The organism is Serratia sp. P2ACOL2, assembly GCF_003691565.1.
GTDB classification, from domain to species: domain Bacteria; phylum Pseudomonadota; class Gammaproteobacteria; order Enterobacterales; family Enterobacteriaceae; genus Serratia; species Serratia liquefaciens.
Genome location: NZ_CP033162.1, coordinates 94,367 through 119,053, shown reverse-complemented (window position 1 = coordinate 119,053; position 24,687 = coordinate 94,367). Strand labels below are relative to the sequence as shown.

Annotated in this window: 22 protein-coding genes and 1 riboswitch; of the genes, 9 read left to right on the top strand and 13 right to left on the bottom strand. The window is 53.6% G+C overall.

Going from position 1 to position 24,687, the window contains the following annotated elements; all coding sequences use genetic code 11:
* Positions 1-15: 15 nt before the first annotated feature.
* From EBA31_RS00590 to nudC, 6 genes are all read right to left on the bottom strand, one after another.
* The gene (locus EBA31_RS00590; protein WP_234530531.1) at positions 16-654 is read right to left on the bottom strand and encodes a DUF1481 domain-containing protein; all 639 of its coding nucleotides are present in this window, start codon (positions 652-654) and stop codon (positions 16-18) included.
* A 69-nt stretch (positions 655-723) separates the two neighbouring features.
* Positions 724-996 (bottom strand): nucleoid-associated protein HU-alpha, encoded by a 273-nt coding sequence (hupA, locus tag EBA31_RS00585; RefSeq protein ID WP_012004757.1) that lies wholly within the window; start codon positions 994-996, stop codon positions 724-726.
* Between the two features lie 188 nt (positions 997-1,184).
* The gene (locus tag EBA31_RS00580; RefSeq protein WP_004953973.1) at positions 1,185-1,775 is read right to left on the bottom strand and encodes a YjaG family protein; all 591 of its coding nucleotides are present in this window, start codon (positions 1,773-1,775) and stop codon (positions 1,185-1,187) included.
* A gap of 48 nt (positions 1,776-1,823) precedes the next feature.
* Positions 1,824-2,510 carry a deoxyribonuclease V gene (gene nfi, locus EBA31_RS00575; RefSeq protein ID WP_122076642.1) on the bottom strand — a complete coding sequence of 229 codons (687 nt, stop codon included), beginning with the start codon at positions 2,508-2,510 and terminating at the stop codon, positions 1,824-1,826.
* 9 nt (positions 2,511-2,519) lie between these two features.
* Positions 2,520-3,584, bottom strand: a complete 1,065-nt coding sequence (gene hemE / locus EBA31_RS00570; RefSeq protein ID WP_122076638.1) for a uroporphyrinogen decarboxylase — start codon at positions 3,582-3,584, stop codon at positions 2,520-2,522.
* A 40-nt stretch (positions 3,585-3,624) separates the two neighbouring features.
* Complete coding sequence (nudC, locus tag EBA31_RS00565) at positions 3,625-4,392, bottom strand: NAD(+) diphosphatase (RefSeq protein WP_020828730.1); 768 nt, start codon at positions 4,390-4,392, stop codon at positions 3,625-3,627.
* A gap of 99 nt (positions 4,393-4,491) precedes the next feature.
* On the opposite strand from nudC, the gene EBA31_RS00560 reads away from it, so the two are divergent.
* From EBA31_RS00560 to EBA31_RS00520, 9 genes are all read left to right on the top strand, one after another.
* The gene (locus tag EBA31_RS00560; RefSeq protein ID WP_020828731.1) at positions 4,492-4,995 is read left to right on the top strand and encodes an Rsd/AlgQ family anti-sigma factor; all 504 of its coding nucleotides are present in this window, start codon (positions 4,492-4,494) and stop codon (positions 4,993-4,995) included.
* Between the two features lie 38 nt (positions 4,996-5,033).
* Positions 5,034-5,158, top strand: a riboswitch (TPP riboswitch).
* Between the two features lie 114 nt (positions 5,159-5,272).
* A complete protein-coding gene (thiC, locus tag EBA31_RS00555; protein ID WP_122076634.1) occupies positions 5,273-7,216 on the top strand; it encodes a phosphomethylpyrimidine synthase ThiC in 1,944 nt (647 codons plus the stop codon).
* Complete coding sequence (thiE, locus tag EBA31_RS00550; RefSeq protein WP_122076629.1) at positions 7,209-7,847, top strand: thiamine phosphate synthase; 639 nt, start codon at positions 7,209-7,211, stop codon at positions 7,845-7,847. The genes thiC and thiE overlap by 8 nt, the downstream gene beginning before the upstream one ends.
* Before the next feature lie 4 nt (positions 7,848-7,851).
* Positions 7,852-8,601, top strand: a complete 750-nt coding sequence (locus EBA31_RS00545; RefSeq protein WP_122076625.1) for a HesA/MoeB/ThiF family protein — start codon at positions 7,852-7,854, stop codon at positions 8,599-8,601.
* On the top strand, positions 8,598-8,798 hold the full coding sequence (thiS, locus tag EBA31_RS00540; protein WP_048759445.1) for a sulfur carrier protein ThiS: 201 nt from the start codon (positions 8,598-8,600) through the stop codon (positions 8,796-8,798). The genes EBA31_RS00545 and thiS overlap by 4 nt, the downstream gene beginning before the upstream one ends.
* 1 nt (position 8,799) lies before the next feature.
* Positions 8,800-9,579 carry a thiazole synthase gene (locus EBA31_RS00535; protein ID WP_122076622.1) on the top strand — a complete coding sequence of 260 codons (780 nt, stop codon included), beginning with the start codon at positions 8,800-8,802 and terminating at the stop codon, positions 9,577-9,579.
* On the top strand, positions 9,579-10,712 hold the full coding sequence (gene thiH / locus EBA31_RS00530) for a 2-iminoacetate synthase ThiH (RefSeq protein ID WP_122076619.1): 1,134 nt from the start codon (positions 9,579-9,581) through the stop codon (positions 10,710-10,712). Before EBA31_RS00535 ends, thiH begins: the two co-directional genes overlap by 1 nt.
* A 303-nt stretch (positions 10,713-11,015) precedes the next feature.
* Positions 11,016-11,489, top strand: coding sequence for a thioesterase family protein (locus EBA31_RS00525; protein WP_230090449.1), 474 nt, complete (start codon positions 11,016-11,018; stop codon positions 11,487-11,489).
* Between the two features lie 395 nt (positions 11,490-11,884).
* Entirely contained in the window at positions 11,885-12,628 is a 744-nt protein-coding gene (locus EBA31_RS00520; protein ID WP_255417490.1) for a helix-turn-helix domain-containing protein, read from the top strand.
* On the opposite strand, the gene EBA31_RS00515 is transcribed toward EBA31_RS00520, so the two are convergent.
* From EBA31_RS00515 to rplJ, 7 genes are all read right to left on the bottom strand, one after another.
* Complete coding sequence (locus tag EBA31_RS00515; protein WP_020828740.1) at positions 12,596-13,888, bottom strand: HAMP domain-containing sensor histidine kinase; 1,293 nt, start codon at positions 13,886-13,888, stop codon at positions 12,596-12,598. The genes EBA31_RS00520 and EBA31_RS00515 overlap by 33 nt on opposite strands.
* A gap of 1 nt (position 13,889) precedes the next feature.
* On the bottom strand, positions 13,890-14,354 hold the full coding sequence (locus EBA31_RS00510) for an oxidoreductase (RefSeq protein ID WP_122076613.1): 465 nt from the start codon (positions 14,352-14,354) through the stop codon (positions 13,890-13,892).
* Entirely contained in the window at positions 14,354-14,800 is a 447-nt protein-coding gene (locus EBA31_RS00505; protein ID WP_020828742.1) for an N-acetyltransferase, read from the bottom strand. Before EBA31_RS00505 ends, EBA31_RS00510 begins: the two co-directional genes overlap by 1 nt.
* Before the next feature lie 171 nt (positions 14,801-14,971).
* Positions 14,972-19,192: a DNA-directed RNA polymerase subunit beta' gene (rpoC, locus tag EBA31_RS00500; RefSeq protein ID WP_020828743.1), complete on the bottom strand. Its 4,221-nt coding sequence runs from the start codon at positions 19,190-19,192 to the stop codon at positions 14,972-14,974.
* Positions 19,193-19,310: 118 nt separating this feature from the next.
* Positions 19,311-23,339, bottom strand: coding sequence for a DNA-directed RNA polymerase subunit beta (gene rpoB, locus EBA31_RS00495; RefSeq protein ID WP_020828744.1), 4,029 nt, complete (start codon positions 23,337-23,339; stop codon positions 19,311-19,313).
* Positions 23,340-23,673: 334 nt separating this feature from the next.
* A complete protein-coding gene (rplL, locus tag EBA31_RS00490) occupies positions 23,674-24,039 on the bottom strand; it encodes a 50S ribosomal protein L7/L12 (protein WP_012004743.1) in 366 nt (121 codons plus the stop codon).
* 62 nt (positions 24,040-24,101) lie between these two features.
* Complete coding sequence (rplJ, locus tag EBA31_RS00485; RefSeq protein ID WP_020828745.1) at positions 24,102-24,599, bottom strand: 50S ribosomal protein L10; 498 nt, start codon at positions 24,597-24,599, stop codon at positions 24,102-24,104.
* Positions 24,600-24,687 lie beyond the last annotated feature (88 nt).

The window sequence follows — 24,687 nt, the reverse complement described above, 5'->3', positions numbered from 1 at the left end:
CATGCGGGGCCTTTTTTATAGCTGATCTTCTTTCGGTTCCCAGCGGCAAAAATCGTCGTTTGCCACCAGCAGCAGTTCACGCCCTTCCGGCGCATCCAACCAGGCAATATTCACCGGTTGGCTGCTGTTGCGGGCGCGACGCTCAATCCAGGCTTCGGCACTGCCGTCCAGCCCTGGTTTCAACGTTTGGCCATCGCAGGTTTGCACCGTGCCCTGTTGCCAACGCCCCTGCAGCAGTTTCACATTGCCGGCACGCAGCGCATTACTCACTTCAAGCACTCGACGCGCCTGGTATTGGTACAGCGCGATTTCATCGGCGGTCAGTTGTTCACGCCGCGTGGCCAGTTGACGCTGCATAAAGCTTACTTCGCCGTCATCGGTGAAGCGAAGTTGAATAGAGTCACGATCGCCATCGGCATCGGTGCGTTTAATCTGGCGCAGTTCGCCGTTTTGGTATTCGTACAGCGTGGTGACGGTGCCCGGACCGCGATAAGGACTGTAGACGCTCATCAGCACCTGTGGGCGATGCCGATCGTCGTCTTTGCGCCACAGGCGAATAACGCCCTGGTCGGCCACAAAGCCGCTGGCACTAAAGGCAGGGGGATCTGAATGACTGCTGCAGGCGCTCAGGACACCGGCAAAGCCGATGACCATGAGCGCCTGTCGGATAAACAAAAGGGGCGCTATTGCCCCCCTGTTTAATCTTTTCACCAACACGCAGTATTACTTAACCGCGTCTTTCAGTGCTTTACCAGAAACGAACGCAGGCACGTTAGCAGCTGCGATTTTGATTTCTTTACCAGTCTGCGGGTTGCGACCAGTGCGCTCGTTGCGGTGGTTGACCTTGAAAGTACCGAAACCAACCAATTGTACTGCATCACCTTCTTTCAGAGACTCAGTAATAGCAGCCAGGGTGGATTCCAGAGCCAGTTTAGCTTGTGCTTTGGAAAGGTCAGCCTTGTCCGCGATTACATCAATCAGTTGAGTCTTGTTCATAAGTTATCCTTACAGTGTGTTTATCGTTTGCAAAGCATCGAGTGCGACGGATATGCCGATTGACAGCACTCCCTGCATACACGCACCGATAGCCACTTTTTTTACGCCCCCCAAATGTAGACCAGACAGGGTGCGGATGTGAAGCCTTAAGGCATGACAAATCAGGCGTTAAATCACGTTTTCTTGCCTTATTGCGTTAAATTTATCCCGATATTACTCACCGCGGCCTCGCGGAGGTCAGAACGCAAGCCTTTGATCAGCTCTAAATCGCGTTCCTCGCAGTCAGCCAACAGGCGGAAAATTTCCCATTGGATGTCCCATTCTTCCTCTACCGCAGGCAAAACCTTGAGCTCATCGTCGGTCATTTCTTTACCGGCCTGAGTCATTTCCAACATCGCCACGGTGCGAATTGACGTTTCGCTAATGGCGATGGCGTGCTCTAGCGTCTCCCCGCTGAGTCGCGAATGGATCAGTTCCCCTAATGCGATACAGGCGTCAATAGCCGGGTAAACGCCGTAAAGATCGTAATCTTCTGCCGAAGGTATCGCCTCTTCCAACTTCTCCAGCTGGCTGTCAAAGTTGACCTTGGCGTCCTTGACCACCAGCGTTTCCCACACCAAATCCAGAATGCGGCGGTAAATCGCCGGATCGCCAAACTCGGTTTGCAGGCAGAACATCTGGTAATTCGGATACATACGCTCGCACAAACTGGCCATAAAGGTCAAATGTTGCCAGCTTTCAAGCTTTTCCAGACGTAAATGGATCGGGTTACGTAGCATTATTCACTCTCTTACGCGTTATCTGCGCCGCAGTGTACCCGAAATCGGTCATTGCGACACCTCTGGATACTGCTGCAACCAGCGCTGGAAGGCCGGCCGGCGCGAGGCGATGGCATCGGCCCAGCGCGTAGGTTCCGGCAAACGGTAGCCCGCCATGCAACGTTGTACCCAGGTCAACGCACTGTCGGCCCCGACGCGGTGGCCGGTAGAGATAAACAACGGGTTACAACGCGCCTTGCTACGCCACACCCAGCCAAGCTGCTCGCTTTTATCTTCCAGCGGCGCCAACGCGCCGGCGGCGGCGTCCAAAGGGGCGAATTTACCGCACAGGCGCTTTTTGGCGACGCCAATGGTCGGTACGTCGACCAGCAGACCGAAATGGCTGGCAACGCCCAGACGGCGCGGGTGTGAGATACCATGGCCGTCGACAAAAACCAGGTCCGGCTTCTGCTGCAATTGCTCCCAAGCCGCGAGCAACGCAGGGTATTCACGAAATGATAAAAAACCGGGAATGTAAGGCAGGGTGGTCGCGACACGAGCCACCCGGTACTCCACCAGCTCCAGCGATGGATAGCGCAGAATGGCAATGGCAGCACGCGTCACCTCACCTTCCTGTTCAAAGCCCACGTCGGCACCGGCAATAAAGGCCGGCGACTCGGTCTGGAAGTCATCGTAACGAATCACTTCCGAGGCGCGCTGCAATTGCTCCGCGCGTAGGGCTTGAGTATCTATCACGTCCGGTCCTTAGCGATGGTATTTGCCCGATTGAGCGTGAACCGCCTCGACAAAGGCGCCGGCGTTTTCTGGTGGCACATCCAAATGAATGCCGTGACCCAGGTTAAATACGTGCCCTTCACCGTGACCGAAACCGGCGAGGATGGTCTCCACTTCCTGGGCAATACGCTCAGGTGACGCATACAGCATAGAAGGATCCATGTTGCCCTGCAGCGCGACTTTATCCCCTACGCGACGGCGCGCGTCAGCGATGTCGGTCGTCCAGTCAAGGCCCAGCGCGTCACAGCCGGTGGCCGCCATGGCCTCCAGCCACTGGCCACCGCCTTTGGTGAACAGCGTGACCGGCACGCGGCGGCCATCGTTTTCACGCAGCAGCCCATCGACAATCTTATGCATGTAATGCAGAGAGAATTCGCGGTAGTCACGGCCGGTCAGCACGCCCCCCCAGGTATCGAAGACCATCACCGACTGCGCGCCGGCTTTGATCTGGGCATTGAGATACAAAATGACGCTGTCTGCCAGCTTATCCAGCAGCAGGTGCAGCGTAGCCGGCTCCGCATACATCATTTTTTTCAGCTTGGTGAAGGCCTTGCTGCTGCCGCCTTCCACCATATAGGTCGCCAGGGTCCACGGGCTGCCGGAGAAACCGATCAGCGGCACTTCGCCTTTGAGCTCGCGGCGGATAGTACGCACCGCGTTCATCACATAGCTCAGTTCCACTTCCGGATCGAAGGCCGGCAACTTGTCCACGTCGGCACGACAGGTAATCGGCGAGGAGAAACGCGGGCCTTCGCCGGTTTCGAAATACAGCCCCAGCCCCATGGCATCGGGAATGGTGAGGATGTCGGAGAACAGAATGGCCGCATCCAGCGGGAAGCGGCGCAACGGCTGCAGCGTAACCTCGCAAGCCAGTTCCGCATTCTTGCACAGCGACATAAAATTACCGGCCTGGGCACGGGTGGCTTTGTACTCCGGCAAATAACGACCGGCCTGACGCATCATCCATACGGGGGTCACATCCACCGGCTGACGCAGCAGCGCGCGCAGGTAACGATCGTTCTTCAACTCATTCATTTATGGGGCTCCCTTATTCATCTGCCGCTATTGTAGCGAGTTATTGCTCGCGGCATAAGGCTACGGTGTCCTCTATCAGGCGGCGCGCCACGGTGCCAGGCGGCGGCAAAAGCGGCAACCGATCGTAGCGGTACCAGCCGGCGTTAAGCAGCTCTTTCGGATCGTGACGGATCTCACCCCGATGGTAATCGGCCATAAAGGCCATCATCAGCGAATGCGGGAATGGCCAGGGTTGCGAGGTGACGTAGCGCAGGTTTTTGATTTCAATATTACTTTCCTCCATTACCTCGCGCGCAGCCGCCTGCTCCAGCGTTTCGCCGACCTCAACAAAACCGGCCAGGACAGTATGAATTCCACCGCGATGGCGCACGTGCTGGGCCAGCAGGATCTCGTCGTCACGTCGAATGGCAACAATCACGCAAGGGGCGATTTGCGGGTAGTAACGCTCGCGGCAATTGCCGCACAGACAGGCACTCTCCGTGCGACTGAGATGCATCTCATGGCCGCAGTAACCGCAGTAGCGATGGGAACGGTAGAAGTCGGCCAGTTGCACCCCGCGCCCAGCGAGCTGGAACAGTCCACGATCGAGCTCAAGCAGTTGGCGTACCGAGCCCATGTCCTGCGGCATCGCCTGACGCACCAGCCAGACCGGCAGCCCTTCCCATTCACCAATAGCCCTGGCCATTCGCCCCTGCAGGGAGAATGACGCCGCCAAACCACACGGCAATTCACCGTTTGGTAACCAAAGTTTGCTTTCATGGCTGACAATCCACCAGCCATTTTCATTACCCGTTAATGCAAGTTCCATATCGTTGTTGCACAACCTCAGCTTCACTGGCACTCTACAAATCGGCCTTGTAACATTTTAATAACTTACTGTTACGTTTTATTACTTACGGAGTCAAACATGCTCAACCGTTTGGAAAGCCTGACTCAGCGCGTTGGTGGTAGTAATGAATTAGTTGATCAATGGCTTCAGGCTCGCAAGCAATTGCTGGTCGCCTATTGCACCCTCGTGGGTATCAAACCGAATAAAGAAAAGCATACGCCGCTGAATGAAAAAGCGCTGGAGAACTTTTGCCATAATCTGGTGGATTACCTCTCCGCCGGTCATTTTCATATCTATGACAGAATTATCAAGCAAGTGGAAGGCGCATCCAGTCCGAAAATGACGCTGTCGGTAAACATCTACCCCAAACTGTGGGCAAATACCGAACAGATTATGGCATTTCACGATCGCTATACCGAAGTGGATATCGATCAGGATGTGTGCCTGGAACTCCATCAGGCATTGTCGGATATCGGTGAAACCCTGGCGGCACGTTTTACCCTGGAAGATAAGCTGATCCAACTGGCGACCGAAGCCTGGCAACAAACGATGCCGGATAAAGCGCTGGATCAGGCACGTTAGAATTTTGTAGTTTTTTTTATTCACCCTCCTATACTGGGGGCATCTTGTCGGAGTGCCTAGCGCCTGATTTGTTCATCAAATTGGCCAGGCTGAGACCGTTAATTCGGGATCCGCGGAACCTGATCGGGTTAATACCCGCGAAGGGAACAAGAGTAATCTATCGCCACAGGCAGGTGATCCCAACAGGGATAATCCCGCCCTGTCGGCCAGCATCATTACTCCCTCCGAGCTCCAGACAAGCAACATTCCCAACCCAACACACTGGTAGGAACTTGCTATGTCTAACGTTAAAAAACCCCGTGCCCGTAAAGAGCAACGCGAAGAAGCCCAGCAGTTTATCGATACCCTTCAGGGCGTGTCCTTTCCCAATTCACGCCGGATTTATCTGCAGGGCTCACGCAACGATCTGCAGGTGCCGATGCGTGAAATCCAGCTTAGCCCGACGCTGCTTGGCGGCGACAAAGACAACCCACAGTACCAGCCCAACGAAGCCATTCCGGTATACGACACTGCCGGTCCTTATGGCGATCCGCAATCTGAACTTAATGTGCATACCGGCCTGGTAAAACTGCGTGCAGGCTGGATAGCTGAACGCGGTGATACCGAACTGCTCAATGGCGTCAGTTCCGGCTTTACCCAGCAGCGCCTGGCGGATGAAGGTCTGGATCACCTGCGTTTTGAACATCTGCCGCGGCCGCGCAAGGCGCAACCCGGCAAATGCGTCACCCAGTTGCACTACGCCCGCGCTGGCGTAATCACCCCTGAGATGGAGTTTATCGCCATCCGCGAAAACATGGGCCGCGAGCGTATCCGTGGCGATGTCCTGCGCCAGCAGCATCCAGGCCAAAGTTGGGGCGCCAATCTGCCGGAGAACATCACGCCGGAATTCGTTCGCCAGGAAGTGGCCGCTGGACGCGCCATCATCCCCGCTAATATCAACCATCCCGAATCCGAGCCGATGATCATCGGTCGCAATTTTCTGGTGAAAGTTAACGCCAACATCGGCAACTCGGCGGTGACCTCATCCATCGAAGAGGAGGTCGAAAAACTGGTCTGGTCCACCCGCTGGGGCGCGGATACGGTGATGGACCTGTCCACCGGCCGTTATATCCACGAAACCCGCGAATGGATCCTGCGTAACAGCCCGGTACCGATCGGCACGGTGCCTATCTATCAGGCGCTGGAAAAAGTGAACGGCGTGGCGGAAAACCTGACCTGGGAAATGTTCCGCGATACGTTACTTGAGCAGGCAGAGCAAGGCGTTGACTACTTCACCATCCACGCCGGCGTACTGTTGCGCTATGTACCGATGACCGCCAAGCGCCTGACCGGCATCGTCTCGCGCGGCGGTTCGATCATGGCTAAATGGTGTCTGTCACACCATCAGGAAAACTTCCTGTACCAGCACTTCCGCGAAATCTGCGAAATTTGCGCCGCCTATGACGTCTCTCTGTCCCTAGGCGATGGCCTGCGCCCCGGCTCAATTCAGGACGCCAATGATGAAGCGCAGTTCGCCGAACTACACACGCTGGGCGAACTGACTAAAATTGCCTGGGAATATGACGTGCAGGTGATGATCGAAGGCCCGGGTCATGTACCGATGCAAATGATCCGTCGCAACATGACCGAAGAGTTGGAGCATTGCCACGAAGCGCCGTTCTACACCCTTGGCCCGCTAACCACCGATATCGCTCCGGGCTATGACCACTTCACCTCCGGCATCGGCGCCGCGATGATCGGTTGGTTCGGCTGCGCCATGCTGTGTTACGTCACGCCGAAGGAGCACCTCGGGCTGCCGAACAAAGAAGACGTCAAACAGGGGCTGATCACCTACAAAATTGCCGCCCACGCCGCCGATTTGGCCAAAGGCCACCCGGGTGCCCAGATCCGCGATAACGCCATGTCCAAGGCGCGTTTCGAATTCCGCTGGGAAGATCAGTTCAACCTGGCGCTCGATCCGGCTACCGCCCGCGCTTATCACGACGAAACCCTGCCGCAAGAGTCCGGCAAAATCGCCCACTTCTGTTCCATGTGCGGCCCCAAATTCTGCTCGATGAAAATTTCGCAGGAAGTACGCGACTATGCCGCTGCGCAGGAAGCCGCCAAACCGATAGAAGTACAACTCACCGGCATGGAAAAAATGTCGGCCGAGTTCCGTTCACGCGACAGCGAGCTCTACCACAGCGCCGGCAACCTGCAAGAGGAACTGAGCAATGACTGATATCACCACGCCTTTCCCCGCCACCCCGTACAAGCTGGGGTTATATCCGGTAGTCGACAGTGTCGAATGGATTGCTCGCCTGCTGGATGCGGGTGTTACCACGATCCAACTGCGCATCAAGGATTTGCCGGATGAGCAGGTCGAAGAGGATATTGCCGCCGCCATTGCGCTCGGTAAAAGGTACAACGCCCGGCTATTTATTAATGACTATTGGCAATTGGCGATTAAACACGATGCCTATGGCGTCCACCTGGGTCAGGAAGACCTGGAGACCACCGATTTGGCGGCCATTCACCGCGCCGGATTGCGTTTGGGCGTTTCCACCCATGACGACGCCGAGCTGGCGCGAGCCATTGCGGTGAAGCCTTCTTATATTGCGCTGGGGCATATCTTCCCGACGCAAACCAAAGACATGCCTTCCGCTCCCCAGGGCCTGGCAGAGCTGAAACGCCATATCCTCGGGTTGAGTGACTATCCGACGGTGGCGATCGGCGGGATCAGTATCGATCGCGTGGCCGACGTGTTGGCCTGCGGCGTAGGTAGCGTGGCGGTGGTCAGCGCCATTACTCAGGCGCCGGACTGGCGCGCCGCTACCGCCCAACTGCTGCAGCTGATCGAAGGCAAGGAGTAACGCCATGTTGAACGATCAAGAGTTCCTGCGTTACAGCCGCCAACTGCTGCTGGAAGATATCGGCCCGGAAGGTCAGGAGAAGCTGAAGCGTTCGACGGCGCTGATCGTCGGGCTTGGGGGCTTAGGCTCCCCTGCAGCGCTCTATCTGGCCGCCGCCGGCGTCGGTACGCTGTTGCTGGCCGATGACGATACGCTTCACGTCACCAACCTGCAGCGCCAGATCCTGTACCGCAGCCCCGACGTGGAAAAAAGCAAAGCCGCTCTGGCACAGCGCCAGTTACAGGCACTGAACCCGATGGTTGAAGCCATTGCGCTGGAGCAACGGCTGCAAGGCGAAACCTTGCACCACGCAGTGGAGCGCGCCGATCTCATTTTGGACTGCAGCGACAATATGGAAACCCGCCATGCGGTGAACGCCGCCTGCATCAGCGCCGACAAGCCGCTTATCAGCGGCAGCGCGGTGGGTTTCAGCGGCCAGTTGCTGGTCATTGAACCGCCTTATGTCCACGGCTGTTACGCTTGTCTTTACCCGGAATCGGCAGAACCGCAGCGCAATTGCCGCACCGCTGGCGTGCTCGGCCCGGTGGTCGGCGTCATCGGTACGCTGCAAGCCCTGGAAGCGATAAAGATGCTGGCAGGCATGTCTTCACCACTGAACGGCAAACTACGGTTGTTCGACGGTAAACAACAAAGCTGGAGCACCTTGCAACTCAGCCAGGCCAGCACCTGTGCAGTATGCGGAGGGGCAGCATGAAGATCCGGCTTAATGAGCAGCCGTTGGAACTGGCGCAGCCCCTGAGCGTCGATGCTTTGCTGGAGCAACTGCAACGCCACCAGCCGGGCACCGCGCTGGCTATCAACCAAACCATCATCCCACGCGCCGACTGGGCTAACCACCAGGTGCAGGACGGTGATGACATCCTGTTGTTTCAAGCGATCGCCGGAGGCTGACATGCTAAAAATCGCCGATACCACCTTTACTTCACGCCTGTTTACCGGCACCGGCAAGTTCGCCACCCCAGCGCTGATGCTGGAAGCCCTGCAGGCCTCCGGTTCGCAGCTGGTCACCATGGCGATGAAGCGCGTTGATCTGCGCGGCGGCAATGATGCCATTCTGGCGCCGCTGCAACAGTTGGGCGTTCGCCTGCTGCCCAACACCTCTGGTGCCAAAACCGCCGGCGAAGCGGTGTTTGCCGCCGGGCTGGCGCGTGAGGCACTCGGCACTCACTGGGTAAAACTGGAAATTCACCCTGATGTGAAATACCTGCTGCCGGACCCCATAGAAACCCTGAAAGCGGCGGAAACCTTGGTAAAAGAAGGCTTTGTGGTGCTGCCTTACTGCGGTGCCGACCCGGTGCTATGCAAACGGCTGGAAGAAGTGGGCTGCGCGGCGGTCATGCCGCTCGGATCGCCAATCGGTTCCAACCGGGGGCTGCGCACCCGCGACTTTCTGGAGATCATTATCGAACAGGCCAAAGTGCCGGTGGTAGTGGACGCCGGTATCGGTGCGCCGAGCCATGCACTGGAAGCCATGGAACTGGGTGCCGATGCGGTGCTGGTGAATACGGCTATCGCCGTGGCGCGCGATCCCGTACAGATGGCGCATGCTTTCCGTTTGGCATTGGAAGCCGGTGAACTGGCGCGTCAGGCCGGTTTGGGCAGTAGCCAACGTAGTGCGGCGGCTTCTAGCCCGCTGACGGCTTTTCTCAGCCAGGCCGGGGAGACGTTGTGATGGCCGATGATTTCAGCCGCCGCTGGCAGCAGTTGGATTGGGACGACATCTCGCTGCGCATTAACAGTAAGACGGCGCGGGATGTGGAGCGTGCACTCAATGCGGACAAGCTGACGCGTGAAGACTTTATGGCATTGATCTCCCCTGCCGCGGCGCCCTATCTGGAACCTTTGGCGCAACGTGCACAGCAACTGACTCGCCAACGTTTTGGTAACGTGGTCAGCTTCTATGTGCCCTTATACCTGTCTAATCTATGCGCTAATGACTGCACTTACTGCGGTTTTTCAATGAGCAATCGCATCAAGCGCAAAACCCTGGATGCCGCAGAAATCGAACGCGAGTGTCTGGCGATTAAAGCTTTGGGTTTTGAGCATCTGCTGCTGGTCACCGGTGAACACCAAACCAAGGTCGGCATGGATTACTTTCGCCAGCATATTCCGGCGATCCGCCGCCATTTCAGTTCGCTGATGATGGAGGTACAACCGCTGGCGCAGGAAGAGTATGCCGAACTGAAAACGCTGGGGCTGGATGGCGTGTTGGTGTATCAGGAAACCTATCATCCCGCCACCTATCTGCAGCATCACCTCCGTGGGCAGAAACAGGACTTTCATTGGCGGTTGGCCACGCCGGATCGCCTGGGCCGCGCCGGGATCGACAAGATCGGTCTCGGCGCTCTGGTCGGGCTCTCCAACAGTTGGCGCACCGACTGCTATATGCTGGCCGAGCACTTATTCTACCTGCAGCAAACCTATTGGCAGAGCCGTTATTCCATCTCGTTCCCGCGTTTGCGCCCCTGCGCCGGCGGTATAGAACCGGCCTCGATCATGAGTGAACCGCAACTGGTGCAGTTGATCTGTGCTTTCCGGCTGTTCGCCCCCGACGTGGAACTTTCTTTGTCGACGCGTGAATCCCCGTTCTTCCGCGATCATATGATCCCGGTGGCGATCAACAGCGTCAGCGCCGGATCCAAGACACAACCCGGTGGCTATGCCGACGACGTGCCGCCTGAACTGGAGCAGTTCGAACCGCATGATGGCCGTACGCCGCAACAGGTGGCGCAAGCGATTAGCGATGCCGGTTTGCAGCCGGTGTGGAAAGACTGGGACGGCTATCTTGGACGTGGCGCGCAATAAGCTGTAATCCATTAACCATTGCAGAGAAATCCAAAGATAGACTGCGCAAAGTCTATCAACCAAGCTGGTGCCGAAAATCACACCGGCTATAGTCCCTCTGCCGGTCGCCAAACCCGGCGCCGGCCGGGGCCGTTACCTTCTCAATGGCCCCGCCTTACCCATCCCCGGATCGTACCGGATACCCTCCCGCGCGATCCGGGCCTTCCTTTTCGGTTTGCTCACTCATCAACGTGGTTCGGGGATTTTGACAAAGTCAACTGGTTGGACCACATTTAACCTCTCACCCCCGGCGGAATAATAACCATGAACCTGTACCTGCGACTGATTTGGATCTTTATCTCATCACGCTGGAAAGCGCGCATGTCAATGGATGACCTGACCAGCACCCTGCAAACTCGAGTATGGCTAAATGATATCGATATCAATCTGCACATGAATAATGGCCGCTACCTGACGGTGTGCGACCTCAATCGGGTGGATATGTTTATTCGAACCGGATTAATGAAGCTGATGCTCAAGCGGCGTTGGTCGCCGATCGTCAGTCAACTGAATATGAATTACAAAAAGGCGCTGCAGCCCTTCCAACGTTATCAAGTCAGTATGACCATTACTCACTGGGACGATCGTTACTTTTATGCGACTCATACTTTCAGTGTCGGCGATCGGATTGTGGCACTGGGCACGTCACAGGCAGTCGTAGTCGGGAAAGAAGGCGTAGTGGCGCCAGAAGAAGTAGCAGAAAGCGTGCGGCAATATCAACAGGCGAGCAAGGTGTGACCACCTGCGCCGCGGTGATGTGATGAGTCCCTGATGCTGTAATGGCCCTGGCGTCGGCCGTGTATCTTTTTTTGCTGCCTGCCCCTAGCTTGAAGACAGGAGCAGGCAGCTTATTCTGTGAGACAGGCAGCCCCCCCAGGAACGCGAATCGCACATATAAGAGCTAATTAATCATATCAACGATAAAATGTGAATGTCTTTTGAGTGTTTTTTTGAGTGCTATTGAGTGTAATTTGAGTTTAGTCATGAAAATCAAACGGATATCGCCGCAGCCATCCTGACTTCATCTATAATCGAGCCAGCAGGCAACCTCGGGACAGCAAATGCTCGTGGTCAACATCAGAAAAATCGAGGTGATCATGAAAAAAACGCCAAATTACGCAGAGGCAATCAGTATGTTGCTGGCCCAGAAAGGGGTAGGTGACAGAAAGCACGCATCAACCATGGCAAGCATTCTGAACCTTCAATATAACAGCGCCAAGCAGAAGCTGGACGGTAAAAGAGGCATCACTCTCGACGAGATAAAAAGAGTATTTCAATACTTCAATGAATCGTTTGAAGGACGCAGAGCCCACAACTGCGTGTTTATCATGAACAGCATACATAAACGGTGCAATATCGAGGTTGATGACAAGCCGGTAGACAGCATTGAGGACGGGGAAACCTATGCGTTCAGAAAAGACGATCTTTTTATTATTAACACCGGCAGAGATAAAAGCGCAGGCGCAGAGCTGTATAAGGTCAGGAAAATAGACTTTCTTCCGGCACCCAGAATTGCCATCCTCGACAATGACCAAGACATCCTGGAGTTGCTAAAAAAAATCACCACCCGCTACGGTATCGAAACAGAGACTTTTCCAACCGCTAAGGCGATCATCGACAGCCTGGAGCAACATACCTACGAGGCCTTTATCCTTGATTGGCTGTTAGACTTTGGCGAGACATCAGAAAAGGTCGTAGAAAAGATAAAAGAGCGAGTGGATACCCATGCACAAATCATCATCCTGACAGGCCAGTTACACCACTATGAGAAAAACATCGGCGATATGATATTAAACTACGACGTACATTTGATTGAGAAACCAGCCAAGCCGCTGATTATTTCTTCACTGTTGCTTTCCCATTTGTTTTTCAACTGATTTTATTGGCAAGCAAATGAGGAATGACGAGCCTTTACCTTCAACAGATTTTACTCTGAGGGTGCCCTTCATCCTGGTCACATAGTTCTTTATAATGGTCAGGCCCAAGCCCAGCCCCTGGCGCGTCTCTCTTTCCACCCCCTGATTAAATGCTTTATATAATCTGTTAATATTTTTCACGTTAAAGCCGATACCGTTATCTTTCACCAGAAGATAAAGACGACCGTGACAAACCTTCACATTCAGAATTACCAAGCCGCAATGGGTATATTTATCGGCATTACCCAACAGATTGACGATTATTCGATATAACTTGTATTTATCGGAATGAACTTCCCCTGAATAAGACGAATACCGGACAATAAATTTATTGCGACCGTCCCCACCCACCGCAGCAACAGCATCGTCAACCACCTCATTGAGTGAAAACAGAGAATCATTGACCTTTACTTCCCCCATTTCAAGCCGTGAGTAATCCATGACCTCACGCGTTTGCTCTGCAATTTTATTGCCGTGATGCGAGATGAGCCTGGCCTCTTTTTTTAACTCATCCTGCACCAACTCATGCTCCATGATGTCTGCCGCAATCACGATGGCCTGCGTTGAGCCGGCTATCTCATGGTAAATGGAAGAAATAAAGATATTCTTATTCTTAACTATCTCCTTCAGTGAAAACGCATGCTTCAAAATCAGGAACATCATCAAGAAAATCAGCACCAGTGAAATAATCGCAAACAGCTCGGCTTTACCTGAATTATCTTTGATGATGTCTTTAACCTCGGTGAAATTCCTTATCTGTATTTTGTAGATTATCTCTTGAATATCGACCAAGGTAATTTCCATCTCGTCCATAAAGGAGAGTATATCTGCTCTGGTTTTGGTGCCATTTAACAACTCAACGCTAAGTTGATCCAGCTCAGCATACTGCTGCTTCAAAACCGCAATGGTTTTTATAAATTCTTCATCATAATAAAAAGCATCGCTGAACGTCGAGCGCCCCTCAAGAATGGCAATTTTTGATGCAAATATTTTCTTTTTGAGCATAAAAGCGTCGTAGTTATCCTCATCGCCCAGCAGCAATGCGGTTTTTGTCCTTTCAAATGACAAAAAGAGGATTTCAGCAACGGAGTAATTATCGAGATTAGGCTCAATCTGCTTGTATCGCTCTTTCACATTGCCGAAATTTGTGGCAATCAGTAAAACCAAGAGCACCAACACTGCAACCAGAGCGACAAGCGTCCCGATAAATTTTTTGCTCATTTCACTTAACCTCTAGCATCTTTATCTGCCAAACGGTTTTTGCGTTCACATCAATATTGTTCAACTCTGGGTGGCTATCGCGAGGATAGATAATCGCAAAAGGCCCTAGCTGTGCGACGTCCATAAGCTCGCCATTTTTCTTATAGGCGATAATAGCCTTGTATTTAGCCAACTCAGCAACGGGCATTGAATATGAATAATCATCCCAGGCAAAAGCGCGAACCTTACTTCCCGTCAGGCCATATTCCTTTGCCAGCACGCTAAACTCAACGCCGGTAAAAACGGCCTCAGGAGTGAAATTGGTAGAGGTTTTAATCGAAGAAGATGGCATCGCCTCTAATGCCTTTAGCGTAATCTTAACCTTCTCGCCATCGCTCTTTTTAAGATAAAAATAATCAACGCCAGCACAGAGTGGAGCGCTAAACAGAGACATCAGAAATAATGCTATCAATCCTTTGATTTTCATTACTTATCACCTTTACGTTTAACCAGCTCCGCCTGACCAAACTCATCCTTGCCAATGGCAACCCACCCGCGCCGCTGATAAAACGCTTCAGCCTTCGATCCCGGATCGGTAGTGAGATGGATCTCTTGAGCACCATTTTCGAATAACCATGCCGTTACTGCATTCAGTAAGGCAGAACCTATCCCCTTCGACTGGTATTCCGGTTTAACAAACAGCCCACCGATCAAGGGTTCAGGAATAAAGAGCCCGAAACCTACGCCGGCGTAATCATCACCGCATTTGCAAATCCAACCACCACCCTGGTTAATATCATCCAGTGCCTGGGTCCTATGAAGATATTGGATCTGGTGAGGGTGAAGCGGGTTCTCTTCGACGGAGAATCTAATTTCATACAGGTAAGGCAGGTGTTTTGCCGTAAGTTTCTCGAAGGTGATCAGGCTGTCCATATCTGTACAATCCTTGGTTGTAATAGCACGCAGGTGATTTTAGCCATTATTTCGGGTTTATTCATAGTAGCAAAGATTCCCCCTGCCGGAGCGGGCAAAAAAAAACCGCCCCCGGAGGAGCGGTTTATCTGGCAAGGAACCGGCAAGCCGGATCCCGAGTGCATTCAACGATTAATCGTTGTTGCCGCCCAAGCCTGCATTCAGCAGTTCAGCCAGGTTAGCCGTTGCTTCTTCCGCGCTCACCTGCGGAACAACTGGCACTTCACCCTGTGCTTTACGGCGCATACGGTCCTGATGATAAGCGTAACCGGTACCGGCTGGGATCAGACGGCCCACGATGACGTTCTCTTTCAGGCCACGCAGTTCATCACGCTTACCGGCAACAGCCGCTTCGGTCAGAACGCGCGTCGTTTCCTGGAACGATGCTGCGGAGATGAAGGACTCGGTCGCCAAGGAAGCCTTGGTGATACCCAGCAGATCGCGTGAGAAGGTTGCCTCGATTTTGCCTTCAGCAGCAAGCTGACGGTTGGCAATCTTAACGCGTGACACTTCAGCCTGCTCGCCTTCCAGGAACTCGGTGCCACCTGCGCTGACGATGGTGCCTTTACGCAGCATCTGACGAACGATAACTTCAATGTGTTTATCGTTAATCTTAACGCCTTGCAGACGGTAAACTTCCTGCACTTCGTTGGTGATGTAGCGGGTAACCGCATGCACACCACGCAGACGCAGAATGTCGTGCGGAGATTCTGGGCCGTCAGAAACAACGTCACCACGTTCCACAACTTCGCCTTCAAACACGTTGAGCTGACGCCATTTTGGAATCATCTCTTCGTAAGCGTCGCTGCCGTCCAGTGGAGAGATGACCAGGCGACGTTTGCCTTTGGTCTCTTTACCGAACGAGATAATCCCGCTGATTTCAGCCAGGATTGCAGGCTCTTTCGGACGACGTGCTTCGAACAGATCCGCAACGCGTGGCAGACCACCGGTAATATCCTTGGTACCGCCGGATTCCTGAGGAATACGCGCCAGGGTATCACCCGCACCGATCTGAATGCCGTCTTCCAGCTGCACAATCGCTTTACCTGGCAGGAAGTATTGAGCAGGCATATCAGTACCTGGGATCAACACGTCGTCGCCTTTGGCATCAACGATTTTCAGTGCCGGACGCAGGTCTTTACCGCTACCGGTACGCTCTGCGCTGTCCAGTACAACCAGAGAAGACAAACCGGTCAGTTCGTCGGTCTGGCGTGTAATGGTCTGGCCGTCAACCATATCAGCGAAGCGGATGAAACCACTCACTTCGGTGATAACTGGCATGGTGTGCGGATCCCAGTTAGCAACGGTTTCGCCGCCGTTAACTTCTGCACCGTCACCTTTGCCCATCACGGCACCATAAGGCACTTTGTAGCTTTCTTTGGTACGGCCGAATTCGTCGATCAGCTTCAGTTCGGTGTTACGAGAGGTAATCACCAGCTTGCCTGCGGCGTTCATTACGAACTTCACATTGCTCAGCTTCAGGCTACCCTTGTTTTTCACCTGGATGCTGGATTCAGCAGCCGCACGAGATGCCGCACCACCGATGTGGAACGTACGCATCGTCAGCTGTGTACCCGGCTCACCGATTGACTGTGCCGCGATAACGCCGATAGCTTCGCCTTTGTTGATGATGTGACCACGTGCCAGGTCGCGACCATAGCAGTTTGCACACACACCAAAGTCGGTTTCACAGCTCACTACGGAACGGACTTTAACGCTGTCGACAGAGTTTTCTTCCAACAGGTCACAGGTCTTCTCGTTCAGCAGGGTGTTGCGTGGCACCAGGATGTCAGCCGTACCCGGCTTGATAACATCTTCTGCTGTCACACGACCCAGAACGCGTTCGCGCAGTGGCTCTTTAACGTCACCACCTTCGATAACCGGAGTCATCATGATGCCGTTGTGAGTACCACAGTCGTCTTCGGTAACTACCAAGTCCTGCGCCACGTCAACCAGACGACGGGTCAGATAACCGGAGTTAGCCGTTTTCAGTGCGGTATCCGCCAGACCTTTACGAGCACCGTGCGTGGAGATGAAGTACTGGAGTACGTTCAGACCTTCACGGAAGTTCGCGGTGATTGGCGTTTCGATGATGGAGCCGTCCGGCTTCGCCATCAGACCACGCATACCGGCCAGCTGACGAATCTGAGCGGCGGAACCACGCGCACCGGAGTCGGCCATCATAAAGATGCTGTTGAAGGAAACTTGTTGTTCCACAACGCCGTCACGGTTAACCACGTCTTCAACCGACAGGTTTTCCATCATCGCTTTAGCAACACGTTCGTTTGCCGCAGCCCAGATATCGATCACTTTGTTGTAGCGTTCGCCGGCGGTAACCAGACCAGATTGGAACTGCTCCTGGATCTCGGCAACTTCGGTTTCCGCTTCTTCGATGATCTCCGCTTTCTTGGCCGGGATAACCATGTCGTCGATACCTACGGAAGCGCCTGAACGGGCTGCGTAAGCAAAACCGGTGTACATGATCTGGTCAGCAAAGATAACGGTCGGCTTCAGGCCCAGGATGCGATAACAGGTGTTCAGCATCTTGGAGATAGCTTTCTTGCCCAAAGGCTGGTTAACGATCGAGTACGGCAGACCGCGCGGCACGATCATCCACAGGATGGCGCGACCAACGGTAGTGTCGATGATCGAAGTCTGGTGTACAGACTCGCCTTCGGTGTTTTTGATCTCTTCGGTGATACGCACTTTGACACGCGCATGCAGAGAAGCCAGACCAGCGCGGTAAATACGCTCCGCTTCTTTCGGGCCGCTCAGCACCATGCCTTCGCCTTTGGCGTTAACACAGTCACGGGTCATGTAGTACAGACCCAATACAACGTCCTGAGAAGGAACGATGATTGGCTCGCCGTTCGCAGGTGACAGGATGTTGTTGGTAGACATCATCAACGCACGCGCTTCCAGCTGAGCTTCCAGCGTCAACGGTACGTGAACAGCCATCTGGTCACCATCGAAGTCGGCGTTGTATGCCGCACAAACCAGCGGGTGCAGCTGGATTGCCTTGCCTTCGATCAGAACAGGTTCAAACGCCTGGATACCCAAACGGTGCAGGGTTGGTGCACGGTTCAGCAGTACCGGGTGTTCGCGGATAACTTCGTCCAGGATATCCCAAACGACAGCTTCTTCGCGCTCAACCATTTTCTTGGCGGCTTTGATGGTGGTGGCCAGGCCACGCAGCTCCAATTTGCCGTAGATGAACGGTTTGAACAGCTCCAGTGCCATTTTCTTAGGCAGACCGCACTGATGCAGACGCAGGTATGGACCTACGGTGATTACAGAACGACCAGAGTAGTCAACACGTTTACCCAACAGGTTCTGACGGAAACGACCCTGTTTACCTTTGATCATATCGGCCAAAGATTTCAGAGGACGTTTGTTCGAACCGGTGATGGCACGACCGCGACGGCCGTTATCCAGCAGGGCATCTACCGCTTCTTGCAGCATACGCTTTTCGTTGCGCACGATGATGTCAGGCGCAGCCAGATCCAGCAGGCGTTTCAGACGGTTGTTACGGTTGATCACGCGGCGATACAGATCGTTCAGATCTGAAGTCGCGAAACGACCCCCATCCAACGGAACCAGCGGACGCAGATCCGGCGGCAGTACCGGCAGCACGGTCAGGATCATCCACTCTGGCTTGTTGCCAGACTGCACGAACGCTTCCAGCAGCTTGATACGCTTGGTCAGCTTCTTACGCTTGGTTTCGGAGTTGGTTTCGTTCAGCTCTTCACGCAGCTGCTCGCACTCGGCTTCCAGATCCATGTTTTTCAACAGGGCCTGAATAGCTTCCGCACCCATCTTGGCGTCGAATTCGTCACCGAACTCTTCCAGCGCATCCAGATACTGCTCTTCAGTCAGGATCTGACGACGCTCGAGGTTAGTCATACCGCCTTCAACAACCACATAGGATTCGAAGTACAGTACACGTTCGATGTCACGCAGCGGCATATCCAGCAGCAAACCGATGCGCGAAGGCAGCGATTTCAGGAACCAGATGTGCGCAGTCGGTGAAGCCAGCTCGATGTGGCCCATACGCTCACGGCGTACTTTGGTCTGGGTCACTTCAACGCCGCACTTCTCACAGATCACGCCGCGGTGTTTTAAGCGCTTGTACTTACCGCACAGGCACTCGTAGTCTTTTACCGGCCCGAAGATACGGGCGCAGAAAAGGCCGTCACGTTCTGGTTTGAACGTACGGTAGTTAATGGTTTCCGGCTTTTTAACTTCACCGAACGACCACGAACGGATCATGTCTGGCGATGCCAGAGCAATCTTGATCGCATCAAACTCTTCGGTCTTAGTTTGCGCTTTCAGAAACTTCAATAAGTCTTTCACGGATTGGCTCCTGTCGGAGTTAAACCTGTTGGGTGCACGCTGACAAATCGCGCACCCGTGTGACCTGAACAACCACCCTCAGGCTCCCTAAGGTCGGGAGCCTGAGCCGGAAAAACGATTACTCGTCTTCCAGTTCGATGTTGATACCGAGCGAGCGGATTTCTTTCAACAGTACGTTGAAGGACTCCGGCATGCCTGGTTCCATGCGGTGATCGCCATCCACGATGTTTTTGTACATCTTGGTACGGCCGTTAACGTCATCCGACTTAACGGTGAGCATTTCCTGCAGGGTATAAGCCGCGCCGTATGCTTCCAGTGCCCACACTTCCATCTCACCGAAGCGTTGACCACCGAACTGCGCCTTACCACCCAGCGGTTGCTGAGTAACCAAGCTGTAAGAACCGGTTGAACGGGCGTGCATCTTATCGTCAACCAAGTGGTTCAGTTTCAGCATGTACATATAGCCAACGGTAACCTGGCGCTCAAATTGCTCACCGGTACGGCCATCGAACAGCGTAATCTGACCCGAGGTTGGGATCCCGCCCATTTCCAGCAGTTGCTTGATTTCAGTCTCTTTCGCACCATCAAACACCGGCGTTGCGATTGGCATACCTTTTTTCAGGTTCTCTGCCAGACGCAGGACTTCGTCGTCGGTGAAGGTGTTCAGGTCAACTTTCTGGCAGACGTCGTCGCCCAGATCGTAGGCCTTCTGAATGAACTCACGCAGTTTGGCCACTTCCTGATGCTGCTTGAGCATTTGGTTGATTTTCTCACCAATGCCTTTCGCAGCCATACCCAGGTGGGTTTCCAGGATCTGACCGATGTTCATACGTGATGGTACGCCCAGCGGGTTCAGTACGATGTCAACCGGCGTGCCGTTTTCATCGTAAGGCATATCTTCGATCGGGTTGATCTTGGAGATAACACCTTTGTTACCGTGGCGGCCTGCCATTTTGTCACCCGGTTGGATCTGACGTTTAACGGCCAGATAAACCTTAACGATTTTCAGCACGCCTGGTGCCAGATCGTCGCCCTGGGTGATCTTACGACGCTTGGCGTCCAGCTTCTTCTCGAAGTCGGATTTCAGCTCGTCGTACTGCTCTGCCAGCTGTTCCAGCTGGTTTTGCTTCTCTTCGTCGGTCAGGCCCAGTTCCAGCCAGCGATCGCGTGGCAGTTTGCTCAGCTTTTCAGCTTCGACACCGCCGGCAACCAGCACCGCATGGATACGCGTGAACAAGCCAGCTTCCAGGATCTGCAGTTCTTCAGTCAGGTCTTTCTTCGCCTGCTTCAGCTGCATCTCTTCGATTTCCAACGCACGCTTGTCTTTTTCCACGCCATCGCGGGTGAAGACCTGCACGTCGATAATCGTACCGGAAACGCCGTTTGGTACACGCAGAGAGGAATCTTTAACGTCAGATGCCTTCTCACCGAAGATCGCACGCAGCAGTTTCTCTTCTGGCGTCAGTTGGGTTTCACCTTTCGGCGTTACCTTACCGACCAGAATGTCACCACCGGTCACTTCAGCACCGATATACACGATACCGGATTCATCCAGTTTGGAGAGCGCAGCTTCACCCACGTTAGGGATGTCGGCAGTGATCTCTTCAGGCCCCAACTTGGTGTCGCGAGACACACACGCCAGTTCCTGGATATGGATGGTAGTGAAGCGATCTTCCTGAACTACACGCTCGGACACCAAGATGGAGTCTTCGAAGTTGTAGCCGTTCCACGGCATGAACGCCACGCGCATGTTCTGGCCCAGCGCCAGTTCACCCAGGTCAGTGGACGGGCCATCTGCCAGCACGTCGCCGCGCTCGATTGGCTCACCCAGATTCACACACGGCATCTGGTTGATGCAGGTGTTCTGGTTAGAACGGGTGTACTTGGTCAGGTTGTAAATATCGATACCTGCTTCGCCCGCGTGCATCTCGTCTTCGTTAACTTTGATAACGATACGGGAAGCATCCACGTACTGGATCACACCGCCACGGCGAGCTACGGCAGTAACACCGGAGTCAACCGCTACAGCACGTTCCATACCGGTACCTACCAGCGGCTTGTCAGCACGCAAGGTTGGAACCGCCTGACGTTGCATGTTCGCACCCATCAATGCACGGTTGGCGTCATCGTGTTCCAGGAATGGAATCAGTGAGGCACCAACGGAAACAACCTGCTGGGTTGATACGTCCATATAGTCAACCTGATCGCGGCTGAACAGGCTTGATTCGCCTTTGCTACGACAGGTGACCAGGTCTTCTATGAAGCGGCCGTCTTCGTCCAGGTTGGAGTTCGCCTGAGCGATAACGAAGTTGCCTTCTTCAATAGCAGACAGATAGTTGATTTCATCGGTAACCAAACCATCACGCACGCGGCGGTACGGAGTTTCCAGGAAGCCATACTCGTTAGTCTGTGCGTACACGGACAAGGAGTTGATCAGACCGATGTTTGGACCTTCCGGCGTTTCGATTGGACACACGCGACCGTAGTGAGTCGGGTGTACGTCTCGAACTTCAAAGCCGGCACGTTCACGGGTCAGACCGCCTGGGCCCAATGCAGAGATACGACGCTTGTGCGTGATCTCGGACAACGGGTTGTTCTGGTCCATAAACTGAGACAGCTGGCTGGAGCCGAAGAACTCTTTCACCGCCGCCGAAATTGGCTTGGCGTTGATCATGTCCTGTGGCATCAGGGTGTCCAGATCGCCCAGGGACAGACGTTCTTTCACCGCACGCTCAACACGTACCAGACCTACACGGAACTGGTTCTCAGCCATTTCGCCGACGGAACGGATACGACGGTTGCCCAAGTGGTCGATATCGTCCACTTCGCCTTTACCGTTACGGATATCGATGAGCTTCTTCATCACTTCAATGATGTCGTCTTTGCTCAGGATGCCCGAACCTTCGATCTCGTCACGCAGCAGAGAACGGTTGAACTTCATACGGCCAACCGCAGACAGATCGTAGCGGTCTTCAGAGAAGAACAGGTTCTCGAACAGGCTTTCGGCAGCTTCGCGCGTTGGCGGCTCACCAGGGCGCATCATGCGGTAGATTTCTACCAGCGCGCTCAAACGATCGCTTGTTGGATCGACACGTACGGTCTCAGAGATGTACGCACCGTGGTCCAGATCGTTGGTGAACAGCGTTTCAATACGCTTGTGGCCTGACTGGCTCAGTTTGGCCAGCAGATCCAGCGACAGCTCCATGTTGGCTGCGCAGATCAGCTCACCGGTATTGGTATCGATATAGTCCTTCGCGACCACTTTGCCCGCGATGTACTCGACCGGTACTTCAATACTATGAATTTCGTCTTTTTCGAGCTGACGGATATGACGAGCGGTGATACGACGGCCTTTCTCAATGTAGATCTTGCCGTTGGCTTCGATATCAAACGAAGCAGTCTCACCACGCAGACGCTCTGGAACCAGCTCCATCTGCAGCTTGTTATCACGGATCTCGAAAACTACTTTCGCAAAGAACAGGTCAAGGATCTGCTCAGTGGTGTAGTTCAATGCACGCAGAATGATGGTCGCAGGCAATTTACGGCGACGGTCAATACGTACAAACAGGTTGTCTTTCGGGTCAAACTCGAAATCCAACCATGAACCGCGGTAAGGGATGATACGTGCGTTATACAGCACTTTACCCGAAGAGTGGGTTTTACCCTTATCGCTGTCGAAGAATACGCCAGGACTACGGTGAAGCTGAGATACGATAACCCTCTCAGTACCGTTGATCACAAAGGTGCCGTTTTCGGTCATGAGCGGAATCTCGCCCATATAGACTTCTTGTTCCTTGATGTCTTTGACCGTACCTTCCGGAGCTTCACGCTCGTAGATTACCAGGCGCAGTTTTACGCGCAGCGGTGCAGAGAACGTCACACCACGGATCTGGCACTCTTTGACGTCGAAGACCGGCTCACCAAGACGGTAGCTAACGTATTGCAGCTCCGAATTGCCACTGTAGCTCTGGATAGGGAAAACAGAACGGAATGCGGCTTCTAAGCCGTACTGCCCTTCTGGATCTTGCTCGATAAACTTCTGGAACGAATCAAGCTGGATAGAAAGGAGATATGGTATGTCCAAAACTTGCGGACGCTTACCAAAATCCTTACGAATACGTTTTTTCTCGGTATAGGAGTAAACCATAGGGTTCCTCAGCTCGCTGGAAAGTCGAACCTATCTGTCCGTCCGGATATAGGACGGTTCACGCAACACCATTTTGTCGACCGGAAAGCGGGAACACTTTCCGCAATACTCGTTTCTATCACGCTTAAATCATTTCGTTGCGCTGTACGGCAGATTTTGCTGCGGCAGGGAGGGCAATATATTAAGTCGTCGATAGAAAGAAATATTGGGGTTAGTCAGTAGCCAAACAGTGTGAAACTCTACTGACGCCCTACAGCGCAAAAAGGCTGGTGACCAAAAAGTCACCAGCCATCAGTCTGTTAGTTAAAACAGACTGCACTCAGAAAGCAGTGGCTTATTTAACTTCAACTTCAGCGCCAGCTTCTTCCAGAGCTTTTTTCAGTGCTTCAGCGTCGTCTTTGCTGATGCCTTCTTTCAGTGCTGCTGGTGCAGACTCAACCAGGTCTTTAGCTTCTTTCAGACCCAGGCCAGTTGCGCCACGTACTGCTTTGATTACTGCAACTTTGTTCGCGCCGATACCTTTCAGTACAACGTCGAATTCAGTTTTTTCTTCAACAGCTTCAGCAGCAGCAGCAGGACCTGCAGCTACAGCAGCAGCAGAAACACCGAACTTCTCTTCCATAGCGGCGATCAGTTCAACGATTTCCATTACAGACAGAGCTGCAACGCCTTCGATAATTTGGTCTTTAGTGATAGACATAACAAATGTTCCTAAAATTCAGAAATAGTTTAAATACGTAAGCAAAGGCTAAGAAAGAGGGCTTATGCCGCTTCTTTCTGATCGCGCAGTGCAGCCAGAGTGCGAACCAATTTGCCGGCAGCGGCTTCTTTCATGGTTGCCATCAGGCGTGCGATTGCTTCATCGTAAGTAGGCAGAGTTGCCAAGCGGTCAATTTGTGCCGCAGGGATCAGCTCACCTTCAAAGGCCGCAGCTTTAACCTCGAATTTTGCATTCGCTTTCGCGAACTCTTTGAACAGACGAGCAGCAGCGCCCGGGTGTTCGTTAGAGAATGCAATCAAGGTAGGACCGACAAACGTGTCTTTCAGGCATTCGAATGGAGTGCCTTCAACTACGCGACGCATCAAGGTGTTGCGAACAACACGCATGTAAACGCCAGCTTCACGACCTGCTTTACGCAGTTCAGTCATTTTATCAACGGTAACGCCACGGGAATCCGCAACAACCGCAGACAGCGCGCCTTTGGCTACTTCGTTGACTTCAGCAACAATCGCTTGTTTGTCTTGAAGATTTAATGCCATTAGCTTTTTGCTCCTGGATTTAGCCGGGGGAAATCCCCAGCACTCACATCACTCAACACCTTGTGATAAATCACGCAGTGAGAGCGTT

What these genes read in the sequence shown, in the direction of transcription:
- EBA31_RS00580 (WP_004953973.1), bottom strand. Translation starts at nt 1,775, where the DNA reads ATGCTACGTAACCCGATCCATTTACGTCTGGAAAAGCTTGAAAGCTGG.
- EBA31_RS00545 (WP_122076625.1), top strand. Translation starts at nt 7,852, where the DNA reads ATGTTGAACGATCAAGAGTTCCTGCGTTACAGCCGCCAACTGCTGCTG.
- nudC (WP_020828730.1), bottom strand. Translation starts at nt 4,392, where the DNA reads ATGGAACTTGCATTAACGGGTAATGAAAATGGCTGGTGGATTGTCAGC.
- hupA (WP_012004757.1), bottom strand. Translation starts at nt 996, where the DNA reads ATGAACAAGACTCAACTGATTGATGTAATCGCGGACAAGGCTGACCTT.
- thiS (WP_048759445.1), top strand. Translation starts at nt 8,598, where the DNA reads ATGAAGATCCGGCTTAATGAGCAGCCGTTGGAACTGGCGCAGCCCCTG.
- rplJ (WP_020828745.1), bottom strand. Translation starts at nt 24,599, where the DNA reads ATGGCATTAAATCTTCAAGACAAACAAGCGATTGTTGCTGAAGTCAAC.
- EBA31_RS00505 (WP_020828742.1), bottom strand. Translation starts at nt 14,800, where the DNA reads ATGGACAGCCTGATCACCTTCGAGAAACTTACGGCAAAACACCTGCCT.
- rplL (WP_012004743.1), bottom strand. Translation starts at nt 24,039, where the DNA reads ATGTCTATCACTAAAGACCAAATTATCGAAGGCGTTGCAGCTCTGTCT.
- EBA31_RS00535 (WP_122076622.1), top strand. Translation starts at nt 8,800, where the DNA reads ATGCTAAAAATCGCCGATACCACCTTTACTTCACGCCTGTTTACCGGC.
- hemE (WP_122076638.1), bottom strand. Translation starts at nt 3,584, where the DNA reads ATGAATGAGTTGAAGAACGATCGTTACCTGCGCGCGCTGCTGCGTCAG.
- thiE (WP_122076629.1), top strand. Translation starts at nt 7,209, where the DNA reads ATGACTGATATCACCACGCCTTTCCCCGCCACCCCGTACAAGCTGGGG.
- EBA31_RS00515 (WP_020828740.1), bottom strand. Translation starts at nt 13,888, where the DNA reads ATGAGCAAAAAATTTATCGGGACGCTTGTCGCTCTGGTTGCAGTGTTG.
- thiC (WP_122076634.1), top strand. Translation starts at nt 5,273, where the DNA reads ATGTCTAACGTTAAAAAACCCCGTGCCCGTAAAGAGCAACGCGAAGAA.
- EBA31_RS00590 (WP_234530531.1), bottom strand. Translation starts at nt 654, where the DNA reads ATGGTCATCGGCTTTGCCGGTGTCCTGAGCGCCTGCAGCAGTCATTCA.
- EBA31_RS00520 (WP_255417490.1), top strand. Translation starts at nt 11,885, where the DNA reads ATGTTGCTGGCCCAGAAAGGGGTAGGTGACAGAAAGCACGCATCAACC.
- EBA31_RS00560 (WP_020828731.1), top strand. Translation starts at nt 4,492, where the DNA reads ATGCTCAACCGTTTGGAAAGCCTGACTCAGCGCGTTGGTGGTAGTAAT.
- EBA31_RS00525 (WP_230090449.1), top strand. Translation starts at nt 11,016, where the DNA reads ATGAACCTGTACCTGCGACTGATTTGGATCTTTATCTCATCACGCTGG.
- EBA31_RS00510 (WP_122076613.1), bottom strand. Translation starts at nt 14,354, where the DNA reads ATGAAAATCAAAGGATTGATAGCATTATTTCTGATGTCTCTGTTTAGC.
- thiH (WP_122076619.1), top strand. Translation starts at nt 9,579, where the DNA reads ATGGCCGATGATTTCAGCCGCCGCTGGCAGCAGTTGGATTGGGACGAC.
- rpoB (WP_020828744.1), bottom strand. Translation starts at nt 23,339, where the DNA reads ATGGTTTACTCCTATACCGAGAAAAAACGTATTCGTAAGGATTTTGGT.